This window comes from Arhodomonas aquaeolei DSM 8974 (assembly GCF_000374645.1).
GTDB lineage: Bacteria > Pseudomonadota > Gammaproteobacteria > Nitrococcales > Nitrococcaceae > Arhodomonas > Arhodomonas aquaeolei.
This window is the reverse complement of sequence record NZ_KB894801.1, coordinates 93,983-109,907: the sequence shown is the minus strand read 5'-3', so window position 1 is coordinate 109,907 and position 15,925 is coordinate 93,983. Positions and strand designations below refer to the sequence as shown.

Below are 15,925 nucleotides of genomic sequence, written 5' to 3'. Positions count from 1 at the left end.
TGGCAAAACGTGCCGCGAGCGACCATGCTTGGCAGGTCGCCAGCGGAGGGCGGCCGGGGGTCGCGACTCGCGGGCAGGTCCGCGGGCCTGTGTGCCCGCGTCCATGACGACACCATCGTATGGCAGCGACGGGGTCGGGATGGGATAATCCCGCGCCGTTTTCCGAGCTGGGGGTGACGACGATGAGCATATCCACCGATACCGAACCGCGTAACCGCTTCCGCAGTGAATTCTCCGCGGCGGAGGTAACCTTCCGCGAGCAGGGCAGCCGGCGGATCCAGCAGGGGGCCGACCTGCAGATCGCCGCCGAGCGGGTCACCTTCGAGACGGACGCCGCCGTGGTCCCCGGCGCGGGCCTGCGCCTGCGCGTGCCGGAGCGCCCCGACGAGCCCCATCCGCTGGAAGCGGTCATGGAGGTGGAACAGGTCGACGTCCGCCCCGGCAACCGCTTCCGCGTCAGCGGCCGCCTGCGCCGCGACGACTGATCGCCCTCAACCCGCCCCGCACGCCGCCGGGGCGGCCACCGCCGGCCTGGAGTGCGCCGTTGTACCGCCTGATCCGTCCGCTGCTGTTCTCACTGGATGCCGAACGTGCCCACGAGCTGACCCTTGCCGGCCTCGACCGGCTCCATGCCCTGGGGCTGAACGGGCTGGCCGCGCGGCCGCCCGCCGGTGACCCGGTCACGGTCATGGGCCTGCGTTTCCCCAACCCGGTGGGACTGGCGGCCGGCCTCGACAAAAACGGCGACCACGTCGACGCCCTGGGTGCGCTGGGCTTCGGCTTCGTCGAGGTGGGCACGGTGACGCCGCGCCCGCAGCCGGGGAACCCGCGCCCACGACTGTTCCGCCTGCCCGGCGATACCGCCCTGATCAACCGTTTCGGCTTCAACAACAAAGGCGTGGACCATCTGGTCGGGCGCCTCCAGGCACGGCGGTTCGAGGGCGTCGTGGGGGTCAACATCGGCAAAAACCGGGACACCCCGCTGACCGCCGCGGTGGACGACTACCGGCACTGCCTGGAACGGGTCTACGCCCACGCGGACTACGTCGTGGTGAACGTGTCGTCACCGAACACCCCCGGCCTGCGCGAGCTCCAGGGCGGCGATCACCTGGGCGCGCTGCTCGAGGCGGTGTGCGAGACCCGGGAACGTCTCACCGGCCGGCACGGCCGACGCGTCCCGCTGGTGATCAAGATTTCGCCCGACATGGCCGCGGGCGAGGTCGCGGTCATGGCCGAGCGCGTGCTCGCCTGCGGCATCGACGGCGTTACCGCGACCAACACCACGCTGTCCCGGGACGGCCTTACCGATAGCCGCATGGCCGCCGAGACCGGGGGACTGAGCGGCGCCCCGCTGCGTGACCGCGCCGGCCGCACGCTCACGCAACTCGCCGGGGCGCTCGATGGCCGGGTCCCGCTGATCGGTGTCGGGGGTATCACCTGCGACGATGACGCGGCGGCACGGCGCCGGGCCGGGGCGGCGCTGATCCAGCTCTATACCGGCCTGATTTACCGGGGGCCGGGCCTGATTGGCGAGTGCGCCAGGGCGCTCCGGGACGAGTCGCTGCGACCGTCGCCGGCCGAGACGTAGCGGCAGGACACTTCCCACCCCCACGGATCACGGTGGGGGGCCTGCCGTGCGTAAAGACATCCGGTGATCCCGACCCGCTGCCTTGTCCGCTCGGTGCGCGTTGCGCACCCTCGACGATCACGCCCAAGAGTTTGCACTAATGCAAACTCAATCCCCGCCTATATGGAATTTTTTGCATTCAGGAACAGGCTTACGCTTCCCGGAACACGCTGATCACGGCGTAGTGCGGTTCGACCCGGCAATCGGTAGCGGGCGGACGCGGGATCGCGACATCAAGGGAGGTCGCCATGAATGCGGAAAACCGGAAGGTGCCCACACCTGACAACGATTTGCGTACCGGCACGTTGATGCACCAGAGCCTGGAGATGCAGGCTGCCGCTCGCGGTGCCGTCACGCTGTACCTGATCAGCGCAGCGTTGCGGGCCTTGTTTCGCGCCGCGCGCGCGCTCCGACGGCGGGCCCGCCGCCGGGACGGCGGGGCGGCGGCCTTACCGCAGCGGTGCCGCGGCACTCCGTAGGGGAGTGGCCGGTGCAGGCGGGCGGGGCATCGTAATGCCCGTACAACCATGATCCCGGGGCGAACCGCGGTGCCGGATCAGCCGTGGCCGGAGAGACGGTCCTGCAGGGCGCGCACCGCCTCGCGCATGAACGTGGCAAAGGCCCGGATGCGCGCCACCCCGCGAAGATCCGGATGCATCAGGATCCACAGGTCCATGGCAAGCTCCGGCACCGGTGCAGTCAGACGAGTGAGGCGCGGCTCGGCGTCGCCGAGATAGCAGGGCAGCACCCCCGCGCCGATCCCCTCCCGCACCGCCGCGTACATGCCGACCAGGGTGTCCGCCCGGAACCGGCAGCGCCCATCGTGGCCACTCGCGTCCATCCACCGGATCAGCTCCCGCTGACTCCAGCTCTCGTCCGGCCCGATCCAGTCCAGCTCTTCCGGATCCGGGGACGAGGACGGATCGGTCACGAGATCCCGCGAGACATACGCCGCCTGGGCCAGGGTGCCGATACACTGGCCGACGAGGTGCTCCGGCGGCCGCCTGGTCACCCGCAGGGCGACATCCGCCTCGCGCCGGGGCAGGCTGAACAGCACGTCCGACACCGAGACTTCCAGGGCGATGTCGGGTTCGAGGCGGCGGAAACGGGCGAACAGCGGCGAGAGCAGACCGAGAAGCAGGCTGTCCGTGGTGGTCACCCGAACGGTACCGGACGGCCGCAGGTCCTGACCGACGACCCGGCGCTCCACCGCGAGGACCTCGTCCTCGACCCTTTTGCCCGCCGCGGCGGCCTCCTCGCCGGCGGGCGTCGGCGTGTAGCCGCTTCGCTGGCGTTCGAACAGGCGCACGCCGAGACGCCGCTCCAGGTCACCGAGGCGGCGATAGACGGTGGCGTGACTGACCCGGAGCCGGCGTGCCGCCCCGGACAGGGAACCCGTACGCGCAATCGCCAGGACCAGCCGGAGGTCGTCCCAGGGGAGGCGCTGTTCACTCATGCATGGAACATGGTCGGTTCGTCACTGAATCCGTTCCTCTGCGACAAAGCTAACGCAGCAGGAGCCCCCGGTCGACCAATGAAAGGGCGGCGTCACGGCCGATGCGGCCGGCTAGCCCAGCGGGGTCAGCAGTGCATGGAGGAAGTGGCCCGCCAGCCGCGGCTCCAGCACGAGCATGAACACCACGCCCCAAGCGGCCCCGGCGAGATGGGCACCATGGTTGATGTTATCCGATGCCTGGCGGTCGGCCCAGACCGAGTAGCCCACATACGCGACGGCGAAGATGATCGCGGGTACCGGCAGGAAAAACACCAGCAGGGTCGACCACGGCTGCAGCAGGATATAGGCGAACAGGACCGCGGATACCGCACCGGAGGCACCCAGGCTGCGGTACAGGCGGTCGTGGCGGTGACGCATGTGCGTCGGCACGATGGCGACCACGATCCCCGCGAGGTAGAACAGCGCGTAGCCCGGCGCGCCGATGTAGGGCACCAGCACCTGCTCCATGACCCGGCCGAAAAAGTAGAACGTCACCATGTTGAACAGCAGGTGAGCGCCGTCGGCGTGAATGAAGCCGTGGGTGAGCAGCCGCCACCACTCGCCCCGCGCCACGCCCGGAGGCCAGTAGATCAGCGCGTCGAACAGCGTGGGGCGCTGCCAGGCGGCGAGGGAGACGGCGACGGTCACGCCGATGATCAGCAGGGTCACAGTCATTGAGGGCATCCCGGTTCCTTGGCGGACGATGCGTTCAGTATGGGGGCGGCGCCCGTGATTCCGAAGGCGGTGGCGGGTCGCCGATAACGGCGTCATTTGTGAAAGCGCATCCGATATGCTTTAGTAACAGCTGCTTGGGGGACAAAGCGTGAATGCGCTCGAAACGGGGCCCCGACCACTAACGGCCCCAACGGGGTGATCCTGCCCTGAAAAAAGAAACCAAGGGGCACTAATTCATGGCTGCTGTTGAGCACGGCGGAGAGGGCTCGATTCTGATCGCCGACGGCGAGCCCGCCGTGGCCATGGCGACATCCAGCAACCTCCAGACCGCCGGTCTCAGCGTCCGTGGCGTGGTCCACAGTCTGGAGGGCGTGCGTGAGCATCTGCGGGCATGCATCAATGATCCCCGTAGCAACATGCTCCTCGCCGTCGTGGGCGAGACACTGCTGGGCGAGGCGGACAGCCGTCCAGGCCGGGATCTGCTGGCGCTGGCGCAGGAGGCGGGGGTCGGCCTGGTCCTGCTGCGCCGCTCCCGCGCCGGCGTGCGTCCCGGCGATCTGGCGGCTGCCCGGGAGCGGGGGCTTCTCGACGTGCTCACCACCGGTGAGGCGCAGGAGGGCATGGCCCACCGTTTCTCGCTGCTGCTCTGGACCCAGGCCGAACACCGTGCGTTGCGCCTGCGCGAACGGGCACTGGAGTCCGAGGTCTCGGAGCTGCGGGTCATGGAGTCGCGGCTCGAGCACCTCGTCTATCACGACGATCTCACCGGTCTCTGGAACCGCCGTCGTCTCAAGGAGGCTATCGAGCTCGCGATCTTTCGCGCCACCAGCCTCGATCGCCCGTGCTCGCTGTTGCTCATCGACATGGACCGGTTCAAGCTGGTCAATGACCTGGAAGGGCATGAAGCCGGCGATCGCTTTCTCGTCCAGGTCTCGCGTCTGCTGCGCCGGCACGCAAGCCGTACCGATACCGTCGCCCGGATCGGTTCCGACGAGTTTGCCGTCCTCCTGGAGAACCTCACCGCCGAGCAGGCCCTCGAGCGGGCAGAGGTCATACGGGGCGAGCTTGAAGGCCATGGCTTCCAGCATGGCGGTCGCCAGTACCGCACCTGCGCGAGTATCGGTGTCGCCGGGGTCGAGTCGGGCAGCGGTGGGGCGACGGTCAGCGAGCTGATGGCAAGGGCCGATCAGGCCTGTTTCGTGGCCAAGCAGCACGGCCGCAATCGCGTGCACGCCTACAGTGAGGGTGACCCCGAGCTGGACTACCTCCGGCGCGACCACACCTGGGCACCGCTGATCCGCGAGGCGATCGAGCGCGACCGGCTGTTCCTGTGCTTCCAGCCGATCGTGCGTACCCGCGACGGGCGCATCACGCACTACGAATGCCTGCTACGCATGCGCGACCGCGACGGCAATGTGTGCATGCCCGGGGAGTTCATCCCCGTGGCGGAGCGCACCGGCCTCATACACCGCCTCGACATGTGGGTGGTCGACCGGGCGCTGGATTTTCTTGCCGCCCAGCCGCGCGGCGAACGCGACGTCCGTGTCTCGGTGAACCTCTCCGCCCACGCATTCCTCAACCGCGAGCTCTTCGACCTCCTGGCCCGGCGGCTGGAGATGAGCCGCGTGCCTTCGGACCGCCTGCTCTTCGAGATCACCGAGACCGCGGCGATCGAGAACATGGCGCGCAGCCGCGAGCTGATCGCCCGGCTGCGGGCCCTGGGTTGCCGTTTCGCGCTCGACGACTTCGGCTCGGGGTTCAGTACCTTCAACTATATCAAGCACTTCCCCGTGGACTACCTGAAACTCGACGGCAGCTTCATCGTTAATGTGGCCAACGATCCGGTGGATCAGGCCCTGGTGCGCCACATGATCTCCATCGCGCGCAGTCTCGGTAAGGAAACCATTGCCGAATTCGTCGAGACCGAGGCCGCATTCGAGGCCGTGCGCAAGCTCGGCGTCGATTACGTCCAGGGCCATTATCTCGGCGAGGCCCGCGAGACCCCCATCGCCCGCGTCGAGCTGCCGGGCTATGCCGGGCTCATGCCACCGGACACCGCCGGAGAGCGGCCGGCGCCGCCGGGCAGCGGGGCGCGACGGGGGGAGACGGGATGAGTGCGGGGCCTGCCGCACACGACCTCGTCCGCACCCTCGGGGAGTTGCCATCCCCGCCGGAGGTCTACGGTCAGCTGACCGTCGAGCTCGAGCGGCCGGAATGGACGCCGGCACGCATCGCCCGGATCATCGGCGTCGACGCCGGCGTGACCGCTCGCGTGCTGCGCATGGTCAACAGCCCGTACTACGGCGTCGGCCGCGAGGTGGCCACGGTGGAGGAGGCCGTGATGCTCCTCGGTGCGGAGGAGGTCCGCGGCCTCGTGCTGGCCACGTCGGTGGTCGAGAGCTTCCGCGGCGTGCCGCCGGAACTGGTCAACATGGACGACTTTTTCCGGCGCTCGGCCCACGCGGCGGTGACCTGCGCCCGCGTCGCCGTGCGCGCAACCGCACGCATGGACCCGGCGCGGGCGTTCCTCGGCGGGCTGCTGCACGACGTCGGCAGTATCGTCGTATGCCTGATGCTACCCGAGGCGGCGCGCAGCGCACTCCTCCACGAGCTCCATGACAGCAGCGACCCGCTGCTTACTATCGAGCGCGCGGTCATGGAGAGCGACGAGGCGGTGGTCGGGGGTGAGCTGCTGACGTCGTGGCGGCTCCCGGAGGCCGTCTCGGCGGCCGTGCGCTGGCACGTGCATCCCGAGGGGGCGGAGATCCACGGTGGCCCGGCGGCGATCGTGCATCTCGGCAGCCGCCTGTCCATCGGCTTCAGCGAGGGTATCACCGATGCTGGCGGGATCGTACCGGAGACATCGCCGGCATGGGCGCTCGCGGGGCTGACGCCCCAGAACTGCGAGGGCCTCGTAGACGAGATCGAGAACGCTTATGCGGAGACAGCGGCGCTGCTGCGGTGACCTCGTCCCCGACGCTTGAGTCGGGACACGCCCCGGGCGAGAATAGCGCGCTCACGGAGGAGTGGCCGAGCGGTCGAAGGCGGCGGTCTTGAAAACCGCAGACCCGCAAGGGTCCGGGGGTTCGAATCCCTCCTCCTCCGCCATCTCCCCACCTGTTACGGGCACGGGCCGAGCTGATCCCGCGACGGCCAGCGACGTGGACGGTACACACCCGCCGCCCGGCCTGACCGCATCCACGCACGACCGTGAGATGAGACCACGTGCACACAACCCCGTCGCCCGTCATACACGGCGACTGTGCTGCGTGTCACCCGCTGACGTGCCCGGCTAAATGGCCGACCCCCTGTCTGCGGCACCGAAACCAATCAACGGTTTCCCCGTCCCCGGTGTCGAGAAATGCCTGATCGCGGCGCGCCACTGCGCGAGCGGAAAGGTGGCGACCTCCGGCAGTGCCGTGCGCAGCAAACGGGGCCACAGCACACGAAAGGCCTGCTGCCATGCGGCCGGCGCCATCGGCGCGATCTCGTCGCGGAGGTGAAACCGGTACAGTCCGGCACGGTTTGAACGTGAGGGAACGACCGGCCGACCGCTCAGCAGTCCATAACCGACGAACGAGCTGCCGGGCTTCATGCGTGCCAGTATCCGGGTGGCGAGCGAGCCGCCGAGGGCATCGAAGGTGAGGTCGGCCCCGTCCGCGAGACGATCGATCGCGCGATTATCGTTCTGGGACACGGGCGCGATCCCAAGGGCCGACAGCCGGGCCGCGCCACCGGGGGAGCGGAGGATACCGTTCACCTCCGCGGCACCGTCCTGCCGGGCCCAGGTGCCGAGAAGCCCGGCACACGTCGATCCGGCAGCGGTCAGCAGCACGCGTTTGCCCCGGACCGGCCAGCGCCGCAACAACATGGTTGCCGCCAAGGGATTGATGTAGCCGCGCGCGGCGACGACGTCGCCGACGTCCTCCGGTACCGGGACCGCGAGCCGGGGATCGCAGTCCACGAACCGCTGCCAGGTCCCGGCCCCCCGCAAGGGCAGGACGCGCCGTCCGATCAGCCCGGAGTACGCCGGCGACGCGTCGACCACCACGCCCACCCCCTCGTAGCCGGCGACCGCGGGCAGTGCGATCCGGTGCGCGTACGCGCCGGTGACCGGGATCAGATCGGAGGGGTTGACCGGCACGAGCGACATGGCCACACGCAGGGCTCCTTCGGGGCGGGATACCGCGTCCGACTCGACGAGCTCCAGGTTGTCCAGCGGCGGCCCGAACGAGCGGTAGCAGAGCGAGGCGTTCTTCATTGTGGTCCCTGCCGGCGAGGCCTGACCGCGGTGGTCACGGAACGATCCATGGATGAACGCAACGGTAGCAGAGGGCGGAGACGGCTTCATGCACCGGCGGTGCCCGGAGACGCCCGCGCCGCAGTCCCGGGCGTCACTGGCCGCGATGGTCCGCTGTCCGTGCCACCGCACCCGCCGTCCCGTGAGTACGCGGCGGCTTGGCGCGCGTGTGGATCAAGGGGCTCATAAAGCGGGGAGTGAAAACCAGGCGATGCCCGCGCACCCCGCCTGGACCACGCCGCCCGCGAGCATGGCGGCGGCCAGTCCGTAGCTGCCGCCGCCGGCCGCGGCATACACCGCCCCCAGCACAGCGACGCCAGTGGTTGCACCCACCATTCGTGCAACGTTGATCAGGGAGGCGGCCGTACCGGCGCGGGCCGACGTCACCGCGCCGACCGCGACGCCCATCAGTGGTCCGGTCGCAAGGCCCATGCCGACGCCGGTCAGGGCCAGGGCGAGTTCGGCCGGAACGAGGTTGCCGAGGGGCGCACCGTATCCGATGCCGGGCAGTGCCCCGGCGATGAGAGCGATCCCGGAGCTGATGGCAAGCCGCGTCCCCATACGCCGCACCACCCGCGCGGACAGTGGTGAGACCAGAACGAACAACAGCGCCATCGGCATCAGCGCTATGCCCGCGGCGGCGGCATCCAGACGTCCGGTGCTCTGCCAGGTCAACGGCAGCAGGAAGAGCACACCGTACATCCCGAACGTCATGCCGGCCGTTGCCGTCATGGCGCCGCTAAAGGTTCCGTTGCTGAACAGGTCCAGCGGCACCATGGCGGCATGACCGCGCGAGCGCTCGATGCGCACGAAGATCGCCAGGGCGGCGACGGCCCCGACGGCCGACACGGCGGCGGCTGCGGGCCGCCCCTGCGCCTCGACGGTCGCGAAGACCAGTGCGGCCAGACCACACGCGCCGGCAACCTGGGCGGCGGTGTCGAGCGACCGGCCGGCGGCATCGGCGAACTCCGGCAGCGAGGGCAGGGCGAGGAGCACAGACGCCGCCGTAAGCGGTACGACCACCATGAAGACCGCCGGCCAGCCCAGGCTATCTATGACGACACCGCCGGCGGTGGGGCCCAGGGCCATGGCGAGCCCGTTGCAGGCAGCCCAGATGCCGAGCGCACGGGCCCGACCGGCGGGCTCCGGCCAAACCACCCGGATGATCGCCAGTGATGCCGGGACGAGCAACGCCGCCCCCAGTCCGGCGGTGGCGCGCGCGGCGATCAGGATGCCCAGGGACGGGGCGAGGGCACAGGCGAGAGACGCCGCAGTCAGAACCACGGCACCCGCGAGGAAGATACGCCGGCGCCCCTTGAGATCGCCGAGCAGACCGCCGGAGAGCAGTAGCGCCGCATAGACGACATTGTAGCTGTCGACGACCCACTGCAACGTATCTACCCCGGCCGAGAAATACACGCCGATAGGGCGGACGGCCAGGTTGACCACCGCCGTGTCGACCTGTGCCGCGAGCACAGCCAGACAGAGTGTGACGAGCACCCGCCGGCGCCGGACCGGCACGGCGGGATGAGCACCCGGCCCCGGGGCTTCGATGGAGTCCACCATAAACAGCTGACCTCGGTTGAACGGAGGCGGACAGTGTCGCGGTGATGGTGCCGGTGATGGTTCGCCGCGGGACGAAGCATCGATTCCGGTGACGCGGTACGCTGTCCCCTGCAGAGGGAGGAACACCGATGCCCGAGTCACCCGGCTTCGCCCACGCCGCCTGGCTGATGGCCGACCCGGCCCGGGCCATGATGCTCATGGCCCTGACCGATGGCCGTGCCCGTCCCGCGGGAGAGCTTGCCCGCGCCGCGGGTATTACGCCGCAGACCGCGAGCGTCCATCTGGCACGGCTGCATGCCGGCGGACTCCTGGCGATGGAAACACAGGGACGACACCGCTACTACCGCATGGCGGGGGATCACGTCGCCCAGGCGGTCGAGCAGCTCGCCGCGATACGTCCGCTGCCGCAACCGGCACGCACTGTCGTGGGTCGGAAGGGCCGGCTGCTGCGCCACTGCCGCACCTGCTACGACCATCTGGCCGGCCGGGTCGGCGTGCTCGTCACACGTGCCCTGGTGTACCAGGGCTTCCTCGTCGCGGTGGCGGACAAGCGTTTCGAGGTGAGCCGGAGCGGAGCGACCTGGTTCTCTGCGCTTGGAATTGACGTCGACACGCTCCGGCCCACGCGCCGCGGGATCGCCCGTCAGTGTCTGGACTCCACCGAACGCGAGCATCACCTGGCGGGGCCTCTAGGCCGACGGCTGCTCGAGTCACTGTGTGACCGCGGATGGCTCCGGCGTTCCCGCGAGCCGCGGGTCATACAGGTCACACCGGCGGGACGACAGGCGCTGAAACGGTATCTGGGGGTCGATCCGGAGCGCGCGGCATCCCCGCACGGGCAATGACCGTCGGTCCACCGCTGCGGCCGGTATGTGGCACGGGCGGCATTCGCGTAGACTGAGTCACCCTCGGGCCTTTACCACGACGCGACGGTGCCGGACCGTCGGGAGGACGTATGGACTACCGCACGGGCATCGACGCCGTGGCATTCGACCTGGACGGCACCCTGGTCGATTCCCGCCTCGACTTCACGGCCATGCGCCGGGAGCTCGGCTTCCCTGAGGGAATCGGCCTTATCGAGCACATGGAGACGCTGGGCGACGCGGCCGCGGTGGAACGGGCGTGGGCAGTGATCGAGCGGCATGAAATGGCCGGTGCCGAGGCCGCGACCTGGATCCCCGGTGCCCGCGAGTTGCTCGCCGGCCTGCATTCGGCCGGTGTGCCGACGGCCATTCTCACCCGCAATGCCCGCATCACCACCGAGCACATGCACCGGGCGCTGGATATCCCGGTGAACCTGGTGCTAACCCGGGAGGACTGCCAGCCCAAGCCCGATCCCGACGGCCTGCACCGGATTGCCGCGCAACTGGGCGTGCCCACGGCGCGCATGATCTACGTCGGCGATTTCGTCTACGATCTGCAGACCGCCCGCGCCGCCGGCGCCCATGCCTGCCTGCTGCGCAACGAGCGCAACGGCCGTTTCGCGCTCGAGGCCGACCTTATCGTCGATCACCTCGACGAGCTCGCGCTGCATCTCGGCGCGACGCGTTCCGCGGGGTGATGGAGGAGCTGGAGGCACTGGAGCGGGAGCTGCACCGGTGCGTACGGCGGCAGTTCCGCGACCGGCTGCTTGTGCTGTTGCATCCGGAATTCCGCGAGATCGGCTACTCCGGACGGGAGCATAGCCGCGACTCCATCCTTGCAAACCTGAGCGACCGGGAACCGCCCGGTGTTCATGCCGAGGGTTTCCGTTACCAGAGGATCGCGCCGGACGCCGTACTGGTGACCTACCGCGCGGCTCACGTATCGCCGGATGGCCGTCTGAGCCGGCACGCGTTTCGTTCCTCTGTCTGGCTCAGGGAATCCGGATGCTGGCGAATGATCTTTCACCAGGGGACGCCGGCTGGAGACGACATCGGGGATGCGATGTAGCGAAGCGCAAACGGCGGCGCGCCGGGCGCCGCCGTTCGGGAGGGCCACTACACCGATGGTCTTGCGGTTCCTCCGCGACCGGCGATACGCAGGCCGTTGCGGCCGGCGGCCTTGGCGGCGTACAGGGCCTCGTCGGCACGCCGGAGCACTCGCTCCATGTCCTCGCCCGGACGGGCCAGATAGGCGCCGACACTGACGGTCAGCGGCTGCCCGATGGCGCGGGCATCCGACTCGATGCTCGCGCGGATGCGTTCCGCGATCTGACCGAGCACCCGGGCGTCACAGGGCGAGAGTAGAACGAGGAACTCGTCGCCGCCCCAGCGCGCGGCGTGATCGTAGTCACGCAGGCTCGCCCGCAGCAGTCGCGCGACCTCGGTGAGCGCGTGATCGCCGGCGGAGTGACCGAGGCTGTCGTTGAGGGTCTTGAAATGGTCGAGGTCGAGCCAGATCAACCCGAAATGACTGTGCTGGCGCGCACTACGTGCGACCTCCTCGATGAGGAGCTCCGTCATGCCCCGGCGGTTGATGAGATCGGTGAGCGGGTCGATGCGCGCGAGGTTATGCAGGGCCTCCGTGCGCGCCGCGACCTTGCGCTCCAGCTCTTCGGTCTGGGACCGGATGGCCCCGGCCATGCCGTCGAAGTGCTGGATGAGCCGGCCGATCTCACCCGGCCCGGAGGGTAGCGGGCCCGGGGCCAGGTCCCCCTGACGCACACGCTTCATCGCGCTCTCCAGGGCGCCGATCGGTCCCAGGATCTGTTTCTGAACGGCGAAGTGGAAGACGAGCAGGCTCAGCAGCAGGGCGACGGCAAACACCACCGCCACGGGCGCGAATCGGCTCACCGGCATCAGCGTGTCCAGGTCCAGCAGCGTGACCTCGTACCAGCCTATGGAGGGCAGATAGGCGATCCCGGCGAGGTGACGCTCACCGCTGACCGAGACGAAGTCGGTACGGATCGCGGTCGGCCCGCCGTCCCCTTCACGCAGGGAGGCCATCATGTCCTCGAAGCGTGCCTCGTCCGCCGGGGTGTCGAGGAGCAGGTCGATCGTGTTCTTCTGGCCCTCCGACTTGACGATGCTCGCGAAATCGATAAGACGTTGATCACGATAGAGCTGGATCGCGCCGTTGTAGTCGACAAACAGGGTCGTGATACCCGGCTGACTGAGATCCACGATGTCCCGCAGGAAGCCCTCGAGCTCCATGCCCGTGCCCACGATTCCGAGGATGCGCCCGTCGTCGGCGCGCAGCAGGACGTCGATCCAGAGTTTGGTGACGCCGAGCTCCTCGTCCGGATTGACGTTGAGGTGGAAGTCCCGCCCCTCCTTGATGAGCCGGTAGAACCAGGCGTCCGACGGATCGTCCGGATCCAGGTGGTAGCGCAGCTCCCGCCCCTCGAATTCGTTCGCGGCGTTGTTGTGATAGTAGGCCCCGGAGTCCCGCAGCGCGACGAAGTAGCTGTTGCTGCGGAAGTTACGGCGAAAGCTCTCCATCTCCTGGAGGGCCTGTTCCTTGAGTGCGGGCTCGTCCGGCTGGAGCGCCCAGCGCCTCAGCACCAGCGAGTCGGCCAGCTGGCGGGCGAGGGCTATCTCACGCTCCAGCGGCTGCAGGAGCCGGGCGCTGTCGTATTGAACCTGGAGCTCGGCGGTCCGCTGTCCCCACTGCTCGATAATGCCCTCGGCGATGCGCTGGAAGGCGACCCAGGCGGCAACGGAGGCCAGCGCGATCAGCGTCGCGGCAAGGAGCAGGAAACGGGTCTTCAGGCTCACGGACTCGCACCCCTGGAGCGAAGCGCTTCGTCAGCGCGTATCACAGAGTGGCGAATATCCGTGCGCCACCCCCCTTCACTGCACATGTACCGGTCCCGGCTGGAGAACGCAAACGGCATGTGACACCGCCCGGCGTGTGCGGCACGGGTTATGTCCGTTCGTGGACGGCCACCGCGGGGGCGGCTTTCCGGATACGGCCTTCCGTGAGCCGGAAGGGCTATAGCCCATCGATCCACGGCCGATATAATGGTCGTCGGGGATCAACTGGACGGGACGGGGGCAATCATATGGCCAAGGCTATGGGCAGCATCGATCAGCGCACTCAGCTGGCGGGACACAACCGCTTCGAGATGCTGCTGTTCAAGATCGGGCGGCGACACTTCGGGATCAACGTGTTCAAGATCCGCGAGGTGATACGCTCACCCCGCGTGACGGTCATGCCGGACTCCCGCCCAGGCGTGCGCGGTATCGCGCACCTGCGGGGGCAGACCATCCCGATCATCGATCTCGCCCAGGCGATCCGCTCCACGGAGCACGGGGACGCCAGCTCGGTGGTGATCACGGAGTACAACCGGGCGGTACAGGGCTTCCTCGTCGACGAGGTGGACCGCATCGTCAACGTCAGCTGGGAGGATGTCCTCCCGCCTCCCCAGCACATTGCCGACCGCGGCTACGTTACCGCGGTAACCCGCGTCGACGGTGTCCTCGTGCAGATCCTCGACGTGGAAAAGGTCCTGGCGGAGGTCATGGGCGATCCGGTGCCCCTGGATGTGGACTTCCAGCACAGCACCGCGCCCGCCCAGCGCAACCGCTTGCTGGTGGTGGACGACTCCAGCGTCGCCCGCAACCAGATCCGGCGCACGCTCGAGCCCTCGGGCTGGGACGTGACCGTGGCCAAGAACGGCGAGGAGGCCCTGGAGTGGCTGCACGACACGGACGAGGAAACACTGGCCTCGGTCGCGCTCGTGATCTCCGATATCGAGATGCCCCGCATGGACGGTTACACCCTGACCAGCCGGATCCGATCCGACGAACGCCTGCGCGGTCTGAAGATCCTGCTCCACAGCTCGCTGTCCGGCGTATTCAACCGGGCGATGGTCGAGAAGGTTGGTGCGGACGACTTCCTGGCGAAGTTCGACGCCAGCGAGCTGGGCCGTTACGTGAACGCGATGCTGGAGGAGGGCGAGGGCGTCGCCGGCTGACGACGCCCGCGATCAGAACCGGTACTCGACCCCGGCGGAGAACATCGGGACGTAGCGGAAGCTTTCGAACTGCGTGCTCAGTGCCGCCTCCTCGCGCATACGATCGAGCTGATCGTTGCGGTCGAGGTCCGTGACGCCCTCGAACTTCACGCCCATGTCGAGCTGCAGCCCCAGCCGGCTGTCCTCGCCGAAGTGCTGGTCCCAGCCCAGACCGAGGTAGGGCGTCCAGTCACCGCTGCTGTCGAATCCGTAGCTGGTCGCGTCATGACCGTCGTCCATGCGCGCGCGGCTCTCCTGCCAGCCCCAGTCGGAATTGCCGTAGAAGGCGCCGCCAGTGAGGCGTACGCCGGAGGCGGCGGGGAATTCCCAGTCCACCATCGCCGATGCCCCGAGCCCCTGCCGCCCGGTGGGGACATAGCCCCGCCAGCCGCTGCCCACCGTTGGATCCGTGTCCGTGCTGATTCCGAAACGGACATCCAGCGCCTCGCTCAGCTCGGTGGTGAGCTCGAGCTGCGGGCGCATGGGGCTGTGCCACACGTCACCGGCCGCCGCCGGCCCGGTGGTAGCCGCCAGAATCGCCAATGTCCCCAGTATACCGTTGAGATAACGCATGGCCGGGCCGTTAGTCCTCGGAATCCGACCCCATTATGACTGAATTTGTCCCCCGAGGCACGTCCTCCCCACGGGAGCGAACGGTCCTGTCGTCGGCGCGACGAAGCCTTATAATCCTCGTATTACGTTTGCATGAAGGTACCCATGACCGTTCCGGTTCAGTCCTGCTGGGTGAGAGAGCGCTTCGCCGCGGCTCGCATGCCGGTCCGCGCCGCGATCCCGGAGGACGCCCCGCTGCATCCCGCCGCCGTGCTCGTGCCACTGGTCGAGCGCCCCGAGGGCCTGCACCTGATCCTCACACGCCGCACGCCCCACCTCCGTGCCCATGCGGGGCAGATCAGTTTTCCGGGCGGACGCATCGAACCGCACGACCCGTCCAGTCTGGCCGCCGCCCTGCGCGAGGCGGAGGAAGAGATCGGTCTGTCGCAGACGTCGGTCGAGCTGCTCGGATCGCTGCCCGAGTATCCCACCGGCACCGGTTTCCGCATCCAGCCCTGGGTAGGACTGGTGGATCCGCAGGCGCACCTGGTACCGGACCCGGTGGAGGTGGACGAGATCTTCGAGGTGCCGCTCCAGTATGTGCTCGACGTGACCAACCACCGCCCACACCCGGTCAGCCACGGCGGACGTCGCTACCGCCTGTGCGCGATCCCGTACCGGGACTACTACATCTGGGGCGCGACCGCGGCGATCCTCCGCGACCTGTACCGCCTGCTTGCCGATTGCCCCGAAGCCCCCGAGACCCCCTGA

At 68.7% G+C, this 15,925-nt stretch carries 16 protein-coding genes and 1 tRNA gene; 11 read left to right on the top strand and 6 right to left on the bottom strand.

What is annotated here, in order from left to right; genetic code table 11:
- The first annotated feature begins 182 nt into the window (after positions 1-182).
- The 3 genes from C516_RS0102830 to C516_RS0102820 all read left to right on the top strand — a co-directional run bounded on the left by C516_RS0102830 (position 183) and on the right by C516_RS0102820 (position 2,106).
- Entirely contained in the window at positions 183-485 is a 303-nt protein-coding gene (locus tag C516_RS0102830; protein WP_018716848.1) for a hypothetical protein, read from the top strand.
- 59 nt (positions 486-544) lie between these two features.
- Positions 545-1,588 (top strand): quinone-dependent dihydroorotate dehydrogenase, encoded by a 1,044-nt coding sequence (locus C516_RS0102825; RefSeq protein ID WP_018716847.1) that lies wholly within the window; start codon positions 545-547, stop codon positions 1,586-1,588.
- Positions 1,589-1,875: 287 nt separating this feature from the next.
- Positions 1,876-2,106, top strand: coding sequence for a hypothetical protein (locus C516_RS0102820; RefSeq protein WP_018716846.1), 231 nt, complete (start codon positions 1,876-1,878; stop codon positions 2,104-2,106).
- A gap of 77 nt (positions 2,107-2,183) precedes the next feature.
- On the opposite strand, the gene C516_RS0102815 is transcribed toward C516_RS0102820, so the two are convergent.
- Both C516_RS0102815 and C516_RS0102810 read right to left on the bottom strand, forming a co-directional pair.
- Positions 2,184-3,083: a LysR family transcriptional regulator gene (locus C516_RS0102815; RefSeq protein ID WP_018716845.1), complete on the bottom strand. Its 900-nt coding sequence runs from the start codon at positions 3,081-3,083 to the stop codon at positions 2,184-2,186.
- Positions 3,084-3,194: 111 nt separating this feature from the next.
- Positions 3,195-3,797 carry a rhomboid family intramembrane serine protease gene (locus C516_RS0102810; RefSeq protein ID WP_018716844.1) on the bottom strand — a complete coding sequence of 201 codons (603 nt, stop codon included), beginning with the start codon at positions 3,795-3,797 and terminating at the stop codon, positions 3,195-3,197.
- 236 nt (positions 3,798-4,033) lie between these two features.
- Between C516_RS0102810 and C516_RS18350 the strand changes: the two genes are divergently transcribed.
- The 3 genes from C516_RS18350 to C516_RS0102795 all read left to right on the top strand — a co-directional run bounded on the left by C516_RS18350 (position 4,034) and on the right by C516_RS0102795 (position 6,905).
- Positions 4,034-5,911 carry a putative bifunctional diguanylate cyclase/phosphodiesterase gene (locus C516_RS18350; protein WP_018716843.1) on the top strand — a complete coding sequence of 626 codons (1,878 nt, stop codon included), beginning with the start codon at positions 4,034-4,036 and terminating at the stop codon, positions 5,909-5,911.
- Entirely contained in the window at positions 5,908-6,762 is an 855-nt protein-coding gene (locus C516_RS0102800) for an HDOD domain-containing protein (RefSeq protein WP_018716842.1), read from the top strand. The genes C516_RS18350 and C516_RS0102800 overlap by 4 nt, the downstream gene beginning before the upstream one ends.
- A 55-nt stretch (positions 6,763-6,817) precedes the next feature.
- Positions 6,818-6,905 (top strand) — tRNA-Ser (locus C516_RS0102795).
- A 184-nt stretch (positions 6,906-7,089) separates the two neighbouring features.
- Here C516_RS0102795 and C516_RS0102790 read toward each other — a convergent pair.
- Complete coding sequence (locus C516_RS0102790; RefSeq protein ID WP_018716841.1) at positions 7,090-8,058, bottom strand: zinc-dependent alcohol dehydrogenase family protein; 969 nt, start codon at positions 8,056-8,058, stop codon at positions 7,090-7,092.
- 222 nt (positions 8,059-8,280) lie between these two features.
- Positions 8,281-9,663 carry an MFS transporter gene (locus C516_RS0102785; RefSeq protein WP_018716840.1) on the bottom strand — a complete coding sequence of 461 codons (1,383 nt, stop codon included), beginning with the start codon at positions 9,661-9,663 and terminating at the stop codon, positions 8,281-8,283.
- 128 nt (positions 9,664-9,791) lie between these two features.
- Between C516_RS0102785 and C516_RS0102780 the strand changes: the two genes are divergently transcribed.
- The 3 genes from C516_RS0102780 to C516_RS18345 all read left to right on the top strand — a co-directional run bounded on the left by C516_RS0102780 (position 9,792) and on the right by C516_RS18345 (position 11,595).
- Positions 9,792-10,508, top strand: coding sequence for an ArsR/SmtB family transcription factor (locus C516_RS0102780; RefSeq protein ID WP_018716839.1), 717 nt, complete (start codon positions 9,792-9,794; stop codon positions 10,506-10,508).
- A gap of 110 nt (positions 10,509-10,618) precedes the next feature.
- Positions 10,619-11,224, top strand: coding sequence for an HAD family hydrolase (locus C516_RS0102775; protein WP_018716838.1), 606 nt, complete (start codon positions 10,619-10,621; stop codon positions 11,222-11,224).
- Positions 11,224-11,595: a nuclear transport factor 2 family protein gene (locus C516_RS18345; RefSeq protein WP_018716837.1), complete on the top strand. Its 372-nt coding sequence runs from the start codon at positions 11,224-11,226 to the stop codon at positions 11,593-11,595. The genes C516_RS0102775 and C516_RS18345 overlap by 1 nt, the downstream gene beginning before the upstream one ends.
- Before the next feature lie 47 nt (positions 11,596-11,642).
- Here C516_RS18345 and C516_RS0102765 read toward each other — a convergent pair whose 3' ends face one another.
- Positions 11,643-13,361 carry a GGDEF domain-containing protein gene (locus C516_RS0102765; protein ID WP_018716836.1) on the bottom strand — a complete coding sequence of 573 codons (1,719 nt, stop codon included), beginning with the start codon at positions 13,359-13,361 and terminating at the stop codon, positions 11,643-11,645.
- A 287-nt stretch (positions 13,362-13,648) separates the two neighbouring features.
- Between C516_RS0102765 and C516_RS0102760 the strand changes: the two genes are divergently transcribed.
- Positions 13,649-14,563 (top strand): chemotaxis protein, encoded by a 915-nt coding sequence (locus tag C516_RS0102760; protein WP_018716835.1) that lies wholly within the window; start codon positions 13,649-13,651, stop codon positions 14,561-14,563.
- Positions 14,564-14,575: 12 nt separating this feature from the next.
- On the opposite strand, the gene C516_RS0102755 is transcribed toward C516_RS0102760, so the two are convergent.
- Positions 14,576-15,175 carry a hypothetical protein gene (locus C516_RS0102755; RefSeq protein WP_018716834.1) on the bottom strand — a complete coding sequence of 200 codons (600 nt, stop codon included), beginning with the start codon at positions 15,173-15,175 and terminating at the stop codon, positions 14,576-14,578.
- Positions 15,176-15,319: 144 nt separating this feature from the next.
- Here C516_RS0102755 and C516_RS18340 point away from each other — a divergent pair, with 144 nt between their 5' ends.
- Positions 15,320-15,925, top strand: coding sequence for a CoA pyrophosphatase (locus C516_RS18340; RefSeq protein ID WP_018716833.1), 606 nt, complete (start codon positions 15,320-15,322; stop codon positions 15,923-15,925).